We start from the raw sequence: 17,451 nt of genomic DNA on the forward strand, positions 1-17,451 counted from the left end.
CTCAGCCCTTGTCGGCTTTGCCGGCCGCGGCGGCGAACTTCGCCAGGCGCACGTCCAGGTGCCGTGGCCGGCGCCCGTGGTCCTCGGCACGCTCCTTGCGGCGGATGGCGTTGCGCACCATCAACGAGCCGAGATAGCGAATCGGTTCCGGCGGAAAAAAGCCCAGCGGCCCGTTCACCAGCGGTGAGCGGGTCCAGGGGTTGTCCAGGCCCCGGACCATCGATGCGAGAATTTGCCCACCCATGTGGCAGGGCCCGACCCCGCTGCCCGAATAACCAAAGCCGTAGAACACGTTGCCACTGGCGCTCATCTGACCGAAGAACGGCAGCCCGGTCACCGATCGATCCGAGGGACCGTTCCATGTCGCTTCGACCTTGACCTCGGCAAAGGCCGGAAAGAAATCCGCCAGGCTGTGCTGCAACAGGCCGGCATAGGGCGATGGCTGATCGAACACCGGCAGCATGCGCCCGCCATAGGCGAAAGTGTTGCCGCCCTTGCCGAGCATGATCCGGCCGTCCGGGGTGTTGTGGTAGTAATGCACGAATATCCGCGAATCGAGCACCGTGACGCCGCTGGTCAAACCGATTTCGCTCAGCAGGTCGGGCCGCGGTTCGGTGATCAGCATGTCGCTGGAAACGATCGCCACGCTGCGTTCGAACTGCGCGAATGCACGGGCCATCCAGGCGTTCATCGCCAGCACCACCCGGTCGGCGCGAATTGTCCCGTGCGGGGTCTGTATCCCTGCCGGCTTGCCCTCCTCCAGCCCGGTCATCGCGGTGTTTTCGTGAATTCTCACGCCCAGTTGCAAGGCGACCCGGCGCAAGCCACGCACCAGCTTGCCCGGTTGCACACTGGCGGCCGCCGGGGAAAACCAGCCTTCCAGGTGTTTGGCCGAACCGGCCATGCGCTGTACATCGGCCACGGGGCGCTGGGTGAAGGAGTTGATGCCGTTGCGTTCCAGCGCCGCAATCACCGCGTCGGTCGAGCCGCATTGCGCACGGTTGGTGGCGGTGTAGAGGGTGCCGTCGAGGCGGTAATCGGCCTCCACCCCATACTGCTCGCAGAAGGCGCCGATGGCGTGGATGCTGCGTTCCGACTCCTTGACCAGGCGCACCGCCTCCTCAACGCCGAACAGTCGCTCAAGGGTGAAGTATTTGGCCGACCACGACAGCGCGCATCCACCGTTGCGCCCGCTGGCACCGGCGCCGCAGATGTCCGCTTCGATCAGCACCACGTCCAGTTCCGGGTCCTGTTCCTTGAGCATGATCGCGGTCCACAAGCCGGTATAACCGCCGCCGACGATGCACACGTCGGCGCGGTTGTCGCCTTGCAGTGGCGGACAGGTTTCGGATGCATCCGCCTTCAGGGCCTGCTCCAGCCAAAAGGGTCTCATGGGTCAATCTCCAGTCAGTTGTCCACACGCCAGCCTGCCGCGAGCGCAGCAGGCGACGAGGGAGAGGATTCAGGTACGCAGGGGTTTGATGGTCATCGCCCGGTTGGGTACGTAGGCATAGTGAGTACCCAGGCCCCCGGGACGACTGTTCCAGTGCGGGACCAGCACCAGTGCCGAGAACAGCGCGCAGCCGGCGAAGACAATGAACACGGTGACGGTGTCGAAGTAGCCTGGCAGCAATCCGCCGAGAATCGCCCCCACCGAACCGCAACCGTTGACGAACCCGGCGGCCGTGGCACCAGCCTTGGCGGTGCCGAAATCGATGGCGGCCGCGCCGCTGATCATCGAGTCAGGTCCATAGAGCGTCAGGCCCATGACAAACAACAGCGCCACCACCAGCATCACACTGCCGGTGTGCAGGGCGCCCATGAAGAAGGCCAGCGATACGGTCAGCGCCAGCAGGCTGATGACACAGGCCGGCATGCGCCGGGCGCCGAACAGTTTGTCCGAGGCCAGGCCGATCATGATCGGTCCGAGCAACCCGGCCAGTTCGAACGCCGTGGGAATGATCGCAGCGCCGACCTTGCCCACCGAGGGCATCTGTTCGAAAACGATCACCGGCCCCCACAGCAGGATCGCGTAGCGCGCCGGTTTCAACATGAAGTACGCCAGGCCAAGAATCAGCACGGTGCGGTTGCGCAGGATTTCCTTGAGCGGCTCCAGCACGCTGATCTTGCTTTGGGCATAAGCCTCTTCAGCACTCAGCTCAGGCTCAGGCTCCACGGCCGGCAAGCCCACGTCTTCAGGTTTGTTGCGTTGGAAAATAAAAAACAGCACGGCGACCAGCCCAACCACCGCCGCACTGGAAATGAACGCTGCGTGCCAGGAGCCAATCAGCGTATACGCCCACCATCCGGCGAATGGCGATGCCACCAGTCCGCCAAAGGCGTAGCAGGAACTCCATAGGCCCAGCACCCGCCCGCGCTGTTCGGCGGGAAAGAAACTACCGAGGTTCTTGCACAGCCCCGACCAACCGGTGGACTGCGCCAGGCCTTGAACCAGCATGCAGGTGGCGAAGATCGGCAGGGTGGCGAAACTGCCCATCACCAGCGCGGCCGCCGCCGATATCAGCAAACCGCCGAGGACCACCACCCGCGGCCCGAAGCGGTCGGCCAGGATGCCCCAGGTGAATTGGCCGATGGCGTAGGCGGTCAGGTAAATGGCGTCGAGGTTGGCCATGGCCATCTTGTCGAGCATGAACGTCGGGTCTTCGCCGATGCCGAGCTTGGCAACGGAAAACGCTTTGCGGGTGAAGTAGAAAGCGGCGTAGGCGAGCCAGGTGATCGCGAAGATCTGCACGCGCCAACGCTTGATGGTGCCGATGTGCTTGTTCATTGTGGTTCTGACCTCAGGGTGTGAGTGTGCCGGCAGAATTGGAAGAAAACGCCTGTGTTTTTATTGTTGAGCACTGCGAAATCACCTTGTCCCTGTGGGCGATTCCGGTCAGATGAGTCCTGTTGTTGCACGCACAGGCTCATGGCACCCGCGCTGTTCGACTGAGCAGTCACCGGGGCTGAGGTGGATAAAAACAATTACTGATTAATAAGTGAAATCGATTTATCGTATTTCCAAAATAAGCTCAGCTTGTTACTGGAGATTCCCATGTCGGTTTCCCACGCCCAGCTCAAAGCCTTCCATGCCGTGGCCGTGCATGGAAGCTTCACCAAAGCCGCCGAGCGGTTGTTTCTCACCCAGCCGGCAATTTCCGACCAGGTGCGCAAACTCGAAGAGCGCTACGGCGTGCTGCTGTTCCACCGCAACAAGCGCTCGGTACGCCTGACCGACCTGGGCGAGCGTTTGCTGAGCGTCACCCAGAAACTGTTCGTGATCGAAGCCGAGGCCCAGGAGTTGTTGCAGGACTCCCAGGCGTTGCAGACCGGCAGCCTGATCCTGGCGGTGGATGCGCCGGTGCACGTGCTGCCGCAGATCGCCCGGTTCTGCGAGCGCTACCCCGGCATCAGCGTGAAGATCGAAACCGGCAACACCGATGAGTCGCTGTTCCGCCTGTTCAACTATCAGGCCGACCTGGCGTTGCTCGGCCGTGAGGTGAGCGACGAACGATTGATCTCGCTGCCGCTGCGCAACGACCCGATGGTGGCGTTCGTGTCGCGCAATCATCCGTGGGCGGATCGCGATTCCATCACCCTCGCCGACCTGGACGACACGCCGCTGGTGCTGCGGGAAATCGGTTCGGTGACCCGCCAGACCCTGGAAGAAGAAATGGCCGGCGCGGGTTTTCGCATTCGCCCGGCGATTCAGGTCGAAGGTCGCGAAGCCGCGCGGGAGGCGGTGGTGGTGGGGATTGGAGTAGGCGTGGTGTCGGCGGCGGAATTCGGTGCGGATTCGCGGGTATGCGCGTTGCCGATTGTCGATTGCAAACGGCGTTTGACCGAGACCCTGGTGTGCTTGCGCGAGCAGAGTTCGCGGCGGGTGGTGGCGACGTTTCTGCAGATGGTTCGCGAGAGTCTTGCATAAGCAGGTCCGGCCCTATCGCCAGCAGGCTAGCTCCCACAGGGATTTATGCTATTACCAATTTTGTGTACGGCGTAAAACACTGTGGGAGCTAGCCTGCTGGCGATGCAGGCGACTCGGTCTACCTGACTGGCGCCAAGCCAAAAAACGCCTGGATCAAGCGCAAGTCCCGCCGCCGCTCCATGCACCCCATCATGTGCCGATTGACCAACCCCTCGCCAATGATCGGCACCGCCGCCACCCGCGGGTCATGGCTGACCTCCACCGACGACACCACCCCCACCCCCAACTCGGCGGCGACCGCCTCGGTCACCGCTTCCCGGCTGTCCAGCTCCAGCAGCACCCGCGGATTGACCTGCGCCTGGACGCAGGCCTCATCAAAGGTGCGCCGGGTGATCGAGCTCGGTTCACGCAACACCATGATCACCTGGTCCAGTTCCTTGAGCGGTACGCCTTGGGTGCGCCGCGCCCAGGGATGACCCTCGGGCACCAAAGCGCAGATCCGTGATTCGCTCAGGGCTTGCAAATGCAGGCCCTTGCGCGGCTCGACTTCGGTCAATACCGCCACGTCGGCATGTTCGGACAACAGCGCCGCCAGGGTTTCCTGGGCATTGCCCAGGCGCAGGTTCACGGTGATCCCCGGATAACGCGCGCGCAGGCTCGCGAGCATCGGCATGACCATGTGCGGGCCGTCCGCCGCCACTTCCAGGCGCCCGGTGAGCAGCTGCCGGTTGGCCTCCAACATCGCTTGGGCCTCCTCGGCCAGGCCGAACATCGCCCGGGTGATCGCCGCCAGCTTGGTGCCCTCCTCCGTCAGCTCCACCCGCCGGGCGGTGCGGCGCAACAGGGTGATCTGGTAGTGCTCTTCAAGCGACTTGATGTGGCCGGTGACCGCCGGCTGGCTGATGAACAGCCGCTCGGCGGCGCGGGTGAAGCTGCCCTCCCGGGCCACGGCATCGAACGCACGCAGCTGAAACAGGTTCATGAATAACTCTCACTGATGGCTGGCATAACAACAAACAATTTGATTGATAACTCGGCAAATTGCAATTTAGGCACCAACGCTTCATCCCATCGATTGCGAGGACACGAGAATGAGTACTGCCGCCCCCATCCTGCTCACCCCCGGCCCGTTGACCACGTCGCCCCGCACCCGTCAGGCGATGATGGTTGACTGGGGTTCATGGGATGACCGCTTCAACCAGCTGACTGCCAGCCTCTGCGAACAATTGCTGGCGATCATCAACGGCGCCGCCAGCCACCACTGCGTGCCCCTGCAAGGCAGCGGCACCTTCGCCGTCGAAGCGGCCATCGGCACCCTGGTGCCACGCGACGGCAAGGTCCTGGTGCTGATCAACGGCGCCTACGGCAAACGCCTGGCGAAGATCTGCGAAGTACTCGGGCGCTCCTTCAGCACCTTCGAAACCGCCGAAGACGAACCGACCACCGCCGCCGACGTCGACCGCCTCCTGCGCGCCGATACCGGCATCACCCACGTGGCCCTGATTCACTGCGAAACCAGCACCGGCATCCTCAATCCGCTGCAGGAAATCGCCCAAGTAGTCGAGCAACACGGCAAACGCCTGATCATCGATGCCATGAGCTCCTTCGGCGCGCTGCCGGTGGACGCCCAACAGGTGCCGTTCGACGCGCTGATCGCCGCTTCCGGCAAATGCCTGGAAGGCGTGCCGGGCATGGGTTTCGTGTTCGCCCGCAAGGAATCCCTGGCCAACGCCGCCGGCAACTCGCACTCCCTGGCGATGGACCTGCACGACCAGCACACCTACATGGCCAAGACCGGGCAATGGCGCTTCACCCCGCCGACCCACGTGGTCGCCGCGTTGCACGAAGCCCTGCTGCAATACAACGAAGAAGGCGGCCTGCCAGCCCGCCACCAGCGCTACGCCGCCAACTGCCAGGCCCTGATGGAAGAGATGGCCGGGCTGGGCCTGCGCAGCTTCCTGCCGGCCGCCATCCAGGCGCCAATCATCGCCACCTTCCATGCGCCGAAAGATCCGCGTTATCAGTTCAAGGAATTCTACGAGCGGGTCAAGGCCAAGGGTTACATCCTCTACCCGGGCAAACTGACCCAGGTCGAGACGTTCCGTGTGGGCTGCATTGGCCATGTGCAACCTTCAGAAATGCGCGAAGCCGTCGCGGCCATCGGCGAAGTATTGCGCGAGATGGAAGTGCTGGAGATCTAACCCCCACCGCACTTCCCCTGTGGGAGCGAGCCTGCTCGCGATAGCGGACTGCCAGCCAACACATCCGCTGAATGTCAGGCACTCATCGCCAGCAGGCTGGCTCCCACAGTTAAAGCAGCCCCCAATTAGCCAGTAGCCAAAGGATTTCCAGACATGAACTACACCAACCCAACCAAACTCCAGGCCGCCATCCTCGACTGGGCCGGCACCGTGGTCGACTTCGGCTCGTTCGCGCCGACGCAGATTTTCGTCGAGGCCTTCGCCGAGTTCGACGTCCAGGTCTCCATCGAAGAGGCCCGTGGCCCGATGGGCATGGGTAAGTGGGACCACATCCGCACCCTGTGCGACCAGCCGCAAGTCGCCGAACGCTATCGCAAGGTATTCGGCCGTACGCCGACCGACGATGACGTCACCGCCATCTACCAACGCTTCATGCCGCTGCAGATCGAGAAAATCGCCGAGCACTCGGCGCTGATTCCAGGCGCCCTGGACACCATCGCCGGCTTGCGCCAGCAAGGGATCAAGATCGGTTCCTGCTCCGGCTATCCGAAACAGGTCATGGACAAAGTCGTCGAACTGGCCGCCACCAACGGTTACGTGGCCGACCACGTGGTTGCCACCGACGAAGTGCCGAACGGCCGCCCATGGCCAGCCCAGGCATTGGCCAACGTGATCGCGCTGGGCATCGACGACGTCGCCGCGTGTGTGAAGATCGACGACACCGTGCCAGGCATCCTCGAAGGCCGTCGTGCCGGCATGTGGACCGTCGCGCTGATCTGTTCGGGCAACGCGCTGGGCCTGGACTACGAAGGCTATCGCGCCCTCGGCAGCGACCAGTTGGCCAGCGAGCGCAAGCGCATCCACGCACTGTTCGAAGCCTCGCGCCCGCACTACATGATCGACACCATCAGCGATTTGCCAGAAGTGATTGCCGATATCAACCAGCGCCTGGCCAAAGGCGAGATGCCGCAGACCAACTGATCCCAAAATACTGTAGGAGCGAGCTTGCTCGCGAAGGTCGCCAACGATGACGCGCACTCTCTGGATAACCGTGGCGCTGTCGAGACCTTCGCGAGCAAGCTCGCTCCTACAGTGGGTATGCGTTTTTACTGTCAATAGAGCATTCAGCGTCATTGAGTCACAGGCAAGTGCGACGAAACAGGATTACAGTTAAAGCACGCCGTCGATCAAGAACGGTGGCTTCAAACCGGACCTGTGAGGAACACCGTATGCCGTGGAAAAACTCCAACTCGCGCTACAGCACCGTCTCGATCGCGCTGCATTGGTTGATGCTGGTCCTGCTGGCGCTGGTTTACGCCTGTATCGAACTGCGTGGCCTGTTTCCCAAGGGCAGCGGTGGGCGAACGCTGATCGTCGAATCGCACTTCATGCTCGGCCTGACCGTCTTCGTGCTGGTCTGGCTACGCCTGTTCGCCCGCAGCCTTGGCCCGGCGCCGCAGATCTTTCCGGCTTCGCCCAAGTGGCAAACGCTGCTGGCCAAATTGATGCACTGGGCGCTGTACCTCTTCATGATCGCCATGCCGATCCTGGGCTGGCTGGTCACCAGCGCCAAAGGTAACCAGGTGATGTTCTACGGCTTCGACCTGCCCCTGCTGGTCGCGCAAAACAAGGACCTGGCCAAGCAGATCCAGGGCTGGCACGAACTCGGTGGCACCATCGGCTACTGGCTGATCGGCCTGCACGCCGTCGCCGGGCTGTATCACCACTATGTGGTGGGCGACAACACCCTGCTGCGAATGATGCCCAAGCGGGTCAACAGCAATACCGGAAGCTGACGCTCCCACAATGGATTGCGGTGCTTTTCAGGTTTTGGAGCTAAAACCCCGGCGGCCTTGCAAACCACCGGTGTGGATAAAGATCAGCCGCGTGCCTGGGGCAAACTTGCCTGCCTCTACCTGCTGTTTCAGCGCCAGCAACGCCTTGCCGGTGTACAGCGGTTCCAGTGGGATGCCGCTGGCTTGTTCGGCCTGCTCGATGAATTCGAGCAAAAACGGATCGACCTTGGCAAAGCCACCCCGGCTGGCGTCGAACAGTTCGTAAGACGAATCACTCACCCCCGCCTGCGCCAGGATGCGCTCGACCTGCTGTGCCACCCCATGATCGTCGGGCACCGCCAGCGCGCCGTAGACCGGGTGCTCACCCGCCTCGGCCATGACCAGCCCGGCCAGGGTCGTGCCGGTGCCGCAGGCCAGCCACCAAGCGTCGTAGTCGTTCCAGCCCAGGTCATTCACTTGCCGGCAGGCCAATGCCTTGAGCGGCAGGCAGCCTTGTGCCCCCGGCAAACCGCCACCGCCTTCCGGGACCGCCAGCAGATCGGGATACTGCACCTGCCATGGCGCCCAGAAACCCGGTTGATGCCGCGCCCGATAGCCGGCATAACCGAGCCAGTGCAGTTGCATGCCGAACGCCTGCAAATCGTTCACCGTCGGCGTTTGCTGAGGGTGCCCGCGCAACAGGCCGACCGTGGCGAAACCGAAACGTTTGCCGGCAGCGGCCAGGGCATGCAGGTGATTGGAATGGGCGCCGCCGAGGCTGATGATGCCCTTGGCGCTGGCACGGTCAGCGGCCTTGAGGTGTTCGGTGAGCTTGAACCATTTGTTGCCGCTGATCAGCGGGTCGATCTGGTCCAGGCGCAGGATGGCGAGTTCGATGCCGGCTGCGGTGAGCCAGTCGAGGTGGAGGGGATCGAGTGGGGCCTGGGGTGGCCAGTTTTCGGGTGGAGAAAGCATTGATGCCTGCTCAGGGTAAAGAGCCGGCATCTTAGCAGGCTTGCCGACGCCATCGCCGGCAGGCCGGCTCCCACAGGGGATCTGTGAACGACACAGATCAAATGTGGGAGCTGGCCTGCCGGCGATGGCCATTGGCACGCTGGGCCTGCGTATTACAATTGAGCAGCCAGTCGCGAACCCTGGTTGATCGCGCGCTTGGCATCCAGCTCCGCCGCAACGTCCGCGCCGCCGATCAGATGCACGTTCTGCCCCGCCGCCACCAGGCCGTCCTGCAACTCGCGCAGTGGGTCCTGCCCGGCGCAGATCACGATGTTGTCCACTGGCAGCACTTGCGGTTCAGCGGTTTCGCCGATGCGGATGTGCAGGCCTTCGTCGTCGATCTTCAAATACTCGACGCTGTTGAGCATCTGCACCTGCTTGTTCTTCAGACCGGTGCGGTGAATCCAGCCGGTGGTCTTGCCCAGGCCGTCGCCGACCTTGGATTTCTTGCGTTGCAGCAGGAACACTTCGCGGGCCGGGGCATGGGGCGCCGCCTTGATGCCGGCGACACCGCCGCGGGCTTCCAGGTGCGTATCGATGCCCCACTCCTTCCAGAACTCATCGCGATTCAGGCTGGTGGCCTGGCCCTGGTGAACCAGGAACTCCGAGACGTCGAAGCCGATACCGCCAGCGCCAATCACTGCCACACGCTTGCCCACCGGTTTGCGCTCAAGCAGCACGTCCAGGTAGCTCAGCACCTTGGCATTCTCCACCCCCGGAATCGCCGGCAAGCGCGGCGCAATGCCGGTGGCCAGGATGATTTCGTCGTAGCCGCCCTCGACCAGCTTCGCCACATCGACGCGGGTGTTCAGGCACACCTCGACATTGGTGGTCTGCAGCTTGCGAGCGAAGTAACGCAGGGTCTCGAAGAACTCTTCCTTGCCTGGCACCCGCTTGGCGACGTTGAACTGTCCGCCGATTTCGCTGGCCGAATCGAACAACGTCACCGCATGTCCACGCTCGGCCGCCACGGTCGCGGCGGACAACCCCGCAGGCCCGGCACCGACCACGGCGATTTTCTTGATCTGCTGCACCGGTACATAGTTGAGTTCGGTTTCGTGGCAGGCACGCGGGTTGACCAGGCAACTGGTCAACTTGCCGCCGAAGGTGTGGTCCAGGCACGCCTGGTTGCAGCCGATGCAGGTGTTGATTTCATCGGCGCGGCCTTCGGCGGCCTTGTTGACGAAGTCCGGGTCGGCGAGGAACGGCCGCGCCATGGAGACCATGTCGGCATCGCCCTCTTTGATGATCTGCTCGGCGATTTCCGGGGTGTTGATGCGGTTGGTGGTGATCAGCGGGATGTTCACCGAGCCGCGCAGCTTGGCCGTGACCTTGCTGAAGGCTGCGCGTGGCACCTTGGTGGCGATGGTCGGAATCCGCGCTTCGTGCCAGCCGATACCGGTGTTGATGATCGTCGCACCGGCTTGCTCGATGGCCTTGGCCAGCAGCACGATTTCGTCCCAGGTGCTGCCGCCTTCGACCAGGTCGAGCATCGACAGGCGGAAAATGATGATGAAGTTCGGGCCAACCGCCTCCCGCACGCGACGGACGATTTCCACCGGCAGGCGCATGCGGTTTTCGTAGCTGCCGCCCCAGCGGTCGGTGCGGTGGTTGGTGTGGGCAGCGAGGAACTGGTTAATGAAATAACCTTCGGAGCCCATGATCTCGACACCGTCGTACTCGGCCTGCTGGGCCAGGGCCCCGCAGGTGACGAAATCGCTGATCTGCTTCTCGATGCCCTCTTCGTCCAGCTCCTTGGGCCTGAACGGGTTGATTGGCGCCTGGATCGCGCTTGGCGCAACCTGTTTCGGGCTGTAGGCATAACGACCGGCGTGGAGGATCTGCATGCAGATCTTGCCGCCCGCCTCGTGCACCGCGCGGGTGACGATGCGGTGCTTGAGCGCTTCTTCCTCGGTGGTCAGCTTGGCCGCACCGGAATACACGCCGCCTTCGTCGTTCGGGCCGATACCGCCGGTGACCATCAGGCCGACACCGCCACGGGCACGCTCGGCGAAGTACGCCGCCATGCGCTCGAAACCGCCGGGCTTTTCTTCAAGGCCGGTGTGCATCGAACCCATCAAGGTGCGGTTGCGCAACGTGGTGAATCCCAGGTCCAGCGGGGCCAGCAGGTGCGGGTAATGGGCGGCGGTCATCGGTAACTCCACAGCGAGCGATCACGGAAAAAGCGGGCGCTCTACGGCCCCCGTCAGTCATGTTCGACAGACTAAGAGCCCAACCGCCGCCGCTCAATGACCGAAACTTACAACTTAATGATCAAAATGTGCAGATGATCTCCCGTCAGCCCATGACCGCGCGCCTCGACGACACCGGTTTTTCCAGGCCGGCTCCGCGCACATTTGCACCTGATTTAGAGCATAAACGCCCGGCTCTTGCGACCCGGGCATTTCTTCATCGGCCGCACAACCTTGTCATCGCAGCGTCAGAAGCTCGCCTTGACCGACAACATGAAGTTGCGTGGATCACCGTAGTAGTTACCGAAGGACTCGGTACCGATGGTGGTGTAGTAGCGCTTGTCGAACAGGTTGTTGCCGTTGAGCGCAACCGACCAGGTGTCGTCGATGCGGTAGCCGATGCGGCCGTTCCAGATCGCATAACCCGACTGGGTGATTTTCTCGCCGCTAGAGGGAGAGATCCGCAAGTTATCGCTTTGCGCGTTGACCCCGGCGCCAATGGTGAATCGCTCCAGTGATCCGCCCAGGGCGTAGTCACCCCACATGCGCAACAAATGCCGCGGCACATAGCTATTGAACGCCGCGCCATTGAGGCTGCTGTCGATGTCGTCGAGAGTCTTGGTCTGGGTGTAGGTATACCCCGCCAGCAGTTGCAGGCGTTCGATGACTTCACCGCTGATCTCGGCCTCGAAACCCTGGGCGCGCACCTTGCCGGCGTTGACGTAGCAGTAACCATCGGAGGACGGGCAGGACGAGTTGAAGTCAGTCTGTGCCTGGTCCTTCTGGAGGGTGCGGAACAGGTTGAAGGAGCTGTTCAGGCGACCGTCGAACCAGGCGCCCTTGATTCCCAGCTCGTAGCTCTGGCCCACCAGCGGCTTGAGCGCCGAACCGTCTTCGGAGCGGTAATTGCCTTGCGGAGTGAAGATTTGCGCATAGCTGGCGTAGGCCGTCAGGTTCTCGTTCAGGTCCAGCAGCACGCCGGCAAACGGCGTCACCTGCCCGGTCTCCGTGGTGCTGGAGTGTTCCGAGGTGCCGGTGTTGATGAAGTCGGAATCGGTATCGGAGTTGTACCAGCTCACCCGACTGCCGACGACGAATGTCAGCGGGTCAGCCAGCTTCAAGCGCAGGGTCGAGTACACGCCCTTCTGTTTGGTCACTGAGTTGACCGGCCCACCGCGGGACGAGTTATCGATGAAGTAACTGTCATCCGGCTCGGGGATATGCTTGTCGGGATTGAACACATTCTGGCGCTGCGGCAGAAACGCCACCGAGTAGAAGTCGTCCTTGTTCGAACGGCTGGCGTTGAAGCCCACGACCAGTTCATGGCGCTGGCCGAATGCGTCGAATTTGCCATCCACGTAAGCGTCCAGGCCGTAGTCGACCTGGTCGTAGTCGTACAGGCTGCCCAGCATGCCGGTGGTATTGGTGCCCGGCGTCACGGCGCCGGAAGCGAAGGCGTACTTGATGTCCTGGGTGTTTTTTGTATAGACGCTGGCGACCTTCAAGGCCCAGTCGTCGTTGAGCTGGTGAGTCAGATCGCTGAAAACGGTGGTGCGCTGGCTGCGCCAGGTGTTCCACGAAGGGTCGAGACAGGTCGAGCGACTGAGCTTCAAGTCGCTGCCGTCCCGGTAACGCGGCAAGCCGCCCCAGCAAGGGTTGGCATCCACGTCTTCATAGGCGACGCCCAGGCCGAGGGTGGTGTCGGGGCTCAGGTCAACGTCCAGCGCGCCGTAATACACCTGGTCCTTGCGACTCGCGTCGTCGACGAAGTAATGCCGGCTCTGCTCGGCGACAACGGCCCGCCCGCGCAAGGTGCCGGATTCGTTCAGCGGGCCACCGGTGTCGACCTGTCCGCGATAGTTGTCCCAGCTGCCACCGGACAGCGTGATGTCCGTGTGCGCCGAGGTCTGCCCGCGCTTGCGCACGAAGTTCACCCCGCCTGCGGTGCCACCCGCCCCTTTCATCATTCCCGCGGCGCCGCGCAGGATTTCCACCCGGTCGTAATACGCCATGTCCTGGCTGAAACTGTCGGCCTGGACATAGAGGTTGCCCATGTCCAAAGGCACACCGTCGTACTGGTATTGGCCCGACATGCGAAAGCCGCGGGAGTAGAAATACTTGCCGCCCATGGTCGAGTCGTAGACGGTGATGCCCGGGGTCTTTTCCATGACCTGGTCGATGGTGTTGAGGTTCTGGTCATCGAGCATCTTGCGCGTCATCACCGTGACCGATTGCGGCGTTTCCCTGAGCGAGTGCTCGCCCTTGCCGATGGTGACGGCACCGGTGGTGTACGAGCCGCTGTATTCGGTGGTTGCGCCCAGCATTTGGCCATTGATGTTGGTCGCGCCCAGTTCCAGCGCCGAGCCGACAGTCGGGACCGGCCGCAGCACATAAGTACCGTTGGCCTGGGGCTCGGCCTGCAGGCCGCTGCCGTGTGCTCGAACTGTTGCGCGGCGAAATCCGGGTGACGACCGCGGTCGATCCTCTGCGGCGGCCAGGTCGGAATCGCTGGCGATCCCCGAGCGAAGTCGGGCATACCAGCGGGCGGCGGCGCCAATCGCCTGCAACTCGGCGGGCGAAAGGCTCATGCCAGTTGCAACCGAATCTGCATCAGGCAGCAATGCTCCATGGCCTTGGCCATGTAGTTGTTGACAGTGCGGGTGCTGATATTCAAGCGCTCGGCAATCTGCGGGTAGGTCAGGCCGTCGAACTGGGACAGGATGAACGTCTGCTTGACCTTGGTTCCCAACCCTTGCAGCAGACGGTCGATTTCCACCAGGGCCTGCAACAGGATCGCCTGTTCCTCAAGCGACGGCTGCTGCCATTCGGGCATGGCGGCCAGTGCTTCCAGGTAGGACTGCTCCAGCGAGCGTCGGCGAAACAGATCGATCAGCAAGCCCTTGGCGATCATCGACAGGTAAGGTCGCGGCTCGCGAATCTCCAGCGCGTTTCGCGCCTTGATCACCCGCACGAAAGTGTCCTGCGCCAGGTCCGCCGCATCGAACGCATTGCCCAGGCGCTTGCGTAGCCAGCCATTGAGCCAACCGTGGTGCTCGCAATACAGATCATTGACGGCGCTGCGCAGGGATAAATCGTTGGCGGACATGACGATGGAATAATTCGCGAGTGATAATGACTCGCATTGTCAGTCGTGCGCAGGGTAATTTGCAATAGCCACTATGATCAACAAGCCCTGCCAGGCGCGGGCGACGCTGATATCATTCAAGTATTTACAAGCCGGGTGGAAAAACATGAACCGTCAAAAAAAGCTGCAACAGTTGTTCAAGGCCAAGGCCAAGAAGGCCAGCGCCAAACTGGCACCAAAAAAGCCGAAATACATCAGCAAGGCTGACCGATTGAAACTGGCGGCTGAAGCCGGTGACGCCTCGATCAGTTCCCCTAGCGAAAATTGATCCAGTTCGGAACACTCGAACTCATCGCCACACAACTCGCGTAACGCTTGCAAGCCTTGACGCTGGCCGACTCCGGCGGCACCGAAACCAGCACGGTCAACACCAGGAAAAACAGGATCAGAAACGGTACGTAATAGGCGAGATGACTTTTTATTTTCATTGTCAGTGCTCTCATGGCCTGTGAATCGAAACTGCGTGGGCAGTCCGCTTTGTAAAGGCGCCTTCGAGTGACCCAAGGCGCCCTGTCACGCTGTCAGCGCTCGTCCACCGTGATGAACTCGCGACGCTCTGCCATGAACGCCGGCACGTCGTCCTCATCGGTGAAGAACTGCTCGTACCACTCGCGCAACTGGTAGACCGGGCCGTCGGTTTCCGCCAATACCGGTTTGTCGATGCGGATCTTGTGTTTCCAGATCACCACGTCCTGGTAGAACGAGTCGCGGTTGCCCTGGACGTAGGCCCTCGCCACTTCCTGGTTCTGTTCTTCGGTCCAGCCCGGTACCCGCTTGACCATGCAACCGAAGCGCAGGTCGAAGCTGTTCGGTGTCACCGGTACGTGGCTGTTGAGCAGGATGGCGTGGATGCGCACGTCGCCGAACATCGAGCTGATGTGGGTGAAGTGGGTCGCCGGCCCGTAGTAGGCCGACGGCGCGATCAGGTCGCCGCCCAGGCGTTCGGAATCGCCATGGAAAATCTGGTGGCCGATGTGGCCTTCGAAGACGTTGGCGAAGTACTTGGTTGGCGTGCCGTGCACCGGCCCGAAGTGCTGGGCGTCCACCAGGTTATCGACCAGCTCCCGTGGGTTGGTCTCGATGTGCATGGTGTCGATGTTCCAGTCATGCACCCAGTCCGGATCGTCCATCTCGGGCAGGTGCGGAATGACCACGCCGTCCTTCGGCGCACGGCCTTCGGGATTGTTCCAGACGAACAGCAGGTTGTTTTCCTCGCAGGTCAACCAGCTGCGGGTCTTGGCCTTGGGCGGGATGCGCTTGCAGTAGGGGATTTCCACGCATTTGCCGCCGGTGTCGTACTTCCAGTGGTGGAACGGGCACACCAGCCGGTCGTTCTCGACGGTGCCCTGGGACAGGTCGGCGCCCATGTGCGGGCAATAGGCATCGAGGATGCTGATGTTGCCCTGGCTGTCGGCGAAGGCCACCAGGCGGGTGCCGAAGATTTCCAGGGTATGGGGCTTGCCATCGCGGTAATCGCTGGCATTGCCCAGGCAGTGCCAGCCGCGGGCGTAACGGTGGCTGCGCTGGGCGTTCTCGATGTTGATTTCAGCGAGTTTGGTCATTGTTGTTGTTCCTCGATTGCAGACTTGGGGGACAGGCAATGCCCCCAAGAAATACAGGGTGATCCCATGGCCGACATCATTGAGTAGCCACGCCGGCAGGTCATCCTTCAGTTGGACTAGATCAAACGCGATCCACTCTCAATGGGCGCCCCTGTCACCAGGGGCGCCGCGCTGGACGGTTACTGGCCGAAACGCCGGGCAGCCTCCGGGCCGAAATCCCGTGGACTGAAGCCGGGTTTGTTCAACAGGTAGCCGTTGCGCTGTTCGTTGATCAGGTTGAACGCTAGGTAGCTGCCGGCATTGAGGTCGTAGTACAGACCGACGCCCGCTTGCGGCCGCTGGGTTTCGTAGGCGTAGAAGTAATTCAGCATTGAGGTCCGCCACAGCTCGCCACGGTTGTCGTAGTTATCGGCGAGCATCGGAAACCAGGTGTCCTCGTCGATATACAACTTGCGCTTGCCATACAGGTGGCGATAACCCGGCTTGAGGGTGCCTTCGAGCTCCCACACTCGATGGCGCTCATAACGCATGGCATCGGGATTGATGTGCCCCGGCGTCAGCAGATCGGCGTACTTGAGGTTGGCCGCGTGCAGGCGATAGGTGTTGTAGGGAATGAACATCTCGCGCTTGCCGACGATCTTCCAGTCGTAACGCTGCCCTGAACCGTTGAACAGGCGCACCTCGTCGACGGTGATCGAGCCGCCGCTGCCCGGGAACGACATGTCGAAGCCATAGCCCGGCGACTGGCGCACCCGCCGCGTGCCCGGATCGTAGCGCCAGGCCTGGCGCGGTTCGGTCTTGTCATTCCAGAACTCGGTGCCGGTATTGATCTCGCCCTTGTCCCGTTGCGGCAACAGGGTTTCGTTGAGGTAGAACGACGAGTTGCCGCTGGTCTCGCCAATCTTGCCCGGCTCCAGCGCTGGCGCCAGGTTGCGCGAATGCACGCGCCCCCAGTTGATGTTGCCATCCTTGAGCACGTAGGCGTTGTCGGAGGTGTATTCCTCGGTCCAGGCACGCAAGGTAAAGGCCGAGGCGTTCTTCAACAGTTCCAGGCCGCTGCGCGGTACCGGAAAGGCTGTGCCGCCGGTTTTACCCACCACCCCTTCACCCTCATCCACCAGGCGAGCAATGCCGGCGTTCTCGCGGGTGGCTTTGCAAACCGCGTCGTCGAAGCGGAAATCCCGGTGCGAGGGGTAGATCGGCATCTTGTAGGTGCCCGGGTACAGCTTGAACAGGGCTTTTTGCCCATCAGACAGTAAGTTGCTGTACTGCGTCATGTTCTGCGCGGTAATCACCAACAGCGGCTTTTCGTCCGGGTACGGGTCGACCGGGTGGTTACCCGTGCCCTTGAAGTCGACGTGGGGCGGTGCGCCCAGCCATTTGCCGCTGAAGGCGGGAATGCTGCCGTCGGCGTTGCCGGCTTTTTCCGCGCCCACGCACGTCAAGTCTGTGCCCAGGCGGGCGGCATCTTCGGGTGCGGCATTCACCGTGCCGATGGCACAGCAGCCCAATAACAACGCCAACGCCCAGCCAGGGGACTGATTACTGCCGGTCATTTTTATTCTCCTTAGGTTCGACAACGGTGGCCCAGTATCGACAGCCCGGGAACCCGGCAGCATCGTCCGCACGGACTA

Annotated in this window: 14 protein-coding genes and 1 pseudogene; 5 read left to right on the forward strand and 10 right to left on the reverse strand. The window is 62.2% G+C overall.

The genetic code is table 11. The features are described from left to right. Nucleotide 1: 1 nt before the first annotated feature. Nucleotides 2-1,393, reverse strand: coding sequence for an FAD-dependent oxidoreductase (locus ACYP2Q_RS26790; RefSeq protein WP_459733222.1), 1,392 nt, complete (start codon nt 1,391-1,393; stop codon nt 2-4). Nucleotides 1,394-1,462: 69 nt separating this feature from the next. Continuing rightward, complete coding sequence (locus ACYP2Q_RS26795; protein ID WP_459733223.1) at nt 1,463-2,788, reverse strand: MFS transporter; 1,326 nt, start codon at nt 2,786-2,788, stop codon at nt 1,463-1,465. Nucleotides 2,789-3,055: 267 nt separating this feature from the next. Here ACYP2Q_RS26795 and ACYP2Q_RS26800 point away from each other — a divergent pair, with 267 nt between their 5' ends. Continuing rightward, a complete protein-coding gene (locus tag ACYP2Q_RS26800) occupies nt 3,056-3,928 on the forward strand; it encodes a LysR family transcriptional regulator (protein WP_459733224.1) in 873 nt (290 codons plus the stop codon). A gap of 118 nt (nt 3,929-4,046) precedes the next feature. Here ACYP2Q_RS26800 and ACYP2Q_RS26805 read toward each other — a convergent pair whose 3' ends face one another. Further along, a complete protein-coding gene (locus ACYP2Q_RS26805; protein WP_459733225.1) occupies nt 4,047-4,910 on the reverse strand; it encodes a LysR substrate-binding domain-containing protein in 864 nt (287 codons plus the stop codon). 109 nt (nt 4,911-5,019) lie between these two features. Between ACYP2Q_RS26805 and ACYP2Q_RS26810 the strand changes: the two genes are divergently transcribed. From ACYP2Q_RS26810 to ACYP2Q_RS26820, 3 genes are all read left to right on the forward strand, one after another. Then, nucleotides 5,020-6,129 (forward strand): 2-aminoethylphosphonate--pyruvate transaminase, encoded by a 1,110-nt coding sequence (locus tag ACYP2Q_RS26810; RefSeq protein ID WP_459733226.1) that lies wholly within the window; start codon nt 5,020-5,022, stop codon nt 6,127-6,129. Nucleotides 6,130-6,282: 153 nt separating this feature from the next. Further along, a complete protein-coding gene (gene phnX, locus ACYP2Q_RS26815; protein WP_459733227.1) occupies nt 6,283-7,110 on the forward strand; it encodes a phosphonoacetaldehyde hydrolase in 828 nt (275 codons plus the stop codon). A gap of 248 nt (nt 7,111-7,358) precedes the next feature. Beyond that, nucleotides 7,359-7,925, forward strand: coding sequence for a cytochrome b (locus ACYP2Q_RS26820; protein ID WP_459733228.1), 567 nt, complete (start codon nt 7,359-7,361; stop codon nt 7,923-7,925). A gap of 27 nt (nt 7,926-7,952) precedes the next feature. On the opposite strand, the gene ACYP2Q_RS26825 is transcribed toward ACYP2Q_RS26820, so the two are convergent. The 4 genes and pseudogenes from ACYP2Q_RS26825 to ACYP2Q_RS26840 form a co-directional block, all read right to left on the reverse strand. After that, nucleotides 7,953-8,879, reverse strand: a complete 927-nt coding sequence (locus ACYP2Q_RS26825) for a 1-aminocyclopropane-1-carboxylate deaminase/D-cysteine desulfhydrase (RefSeq protein ID WP_459733229.1) — start codon at nt 8,877-8,879, stop codon at nt 7,953-7,955. A 152-nt stretch (nt 8,880-9,031) separates the two neighbouring features. After that, nucleotides 9,032-11,071 (reverse strand): 2,4-dienoyl-CoA reductase FMN-binding domain-containing protein, encoded by a 2,040-nt coding sequence (locus ACYP2Q_RS26830; RefSeq protein ID WP_459733230.1) that lies wholly within the window; start codon nt 11,069-11,071, stop codon nt 9,032-9,034. A 287-nt stretch (nt 11,072-11,358) separates the two neighbouring features. Then, nucleotides 11,359-13,584: pseudogene (locus ACYP2Q_RS26835) on the reverse strand (TonB-dependent siderophore receptor); the annotation flags it as partial. A gap of 110 nt (nt 13,585-13,694) precedes the next feature. Next, a complete protein-coding gene (locus tag ACYP2Q_RS26840) occupies nt 13,695-14,216 on the reverse strand; it encodes a sigma-70 family RNA polymerase sigma factor (RefSeq protein WP_459733231.1) in 522 nt (173 codons plus the stop codon). Between the two features lie 145 nt (nt 14,217-14,361). Here ACYP2Q_RS26840 and ACYP2Q_RS26845 point away from each other — a divergent pair, with 145 nt between their 5' ends. Next, a complete protein-coding gene (locus ACYP2Q_RS26845) occupies nt 14,362-14,523 on the forward strand; it encodes a DUF2986 domain-containing protein (protein ID WP_459733232.1) in 162 nt (53 codons plus the stop codon). Here the strand turns inward: ACYP2Q_RS26845 and ACYP2Q_RS26850 are convergent. The 3 genes from ACYP2Q_RS26850 to ACYP2Q_RS26860 form a co-directional block, all read right to left on the reverse strand. After that, on the reverse strand, nt 14,510-14,683 hold the full coding sequence (locus ACYP2Q_RS26850; RefSeq protein WP_459733233.1) for a hypothetical protein: 174 nt from the start codon (nt 14,681-14,683) through the stop codon (nt 14,510-14,512). The genes ACYP2Q_RS26845 and ACYP2Q_RS26850 overlap by 14 nt on opposite strands. Before the next feature lie 93 nt (nt 14,684-14,776). Further along, a complete protein-coding gene (locus ACYP2Q_RS26855; RefSeq protein WP_459733234.1) occupies nt 14,777-15,817 on the reverse strand; it encodes a Rieske 2Fe-2S domain-containing protein in 1,041 nt (346 codons plus the stop codon). A gap of 179 nt (nt 15,818-15,996) precedes the next feature. Continuing rightward, complete coding sequence (locus ACYP2Q_RS26860; RefSeq protein ID WP_459733235.1) at nt 15,997-17,373, reverse strand: DUF1329 domain-containing protein; 1,377 nt, start codon at nt 17,371-17,373, stop codon at nt 15,997-15,999. Between the last annotated feature and the right edge of the window lie 78 nt (nt 17,374-17,451).

It is taken from the genome of Pseudomonas sp. MHK4, from assembly GCF_054600775.1.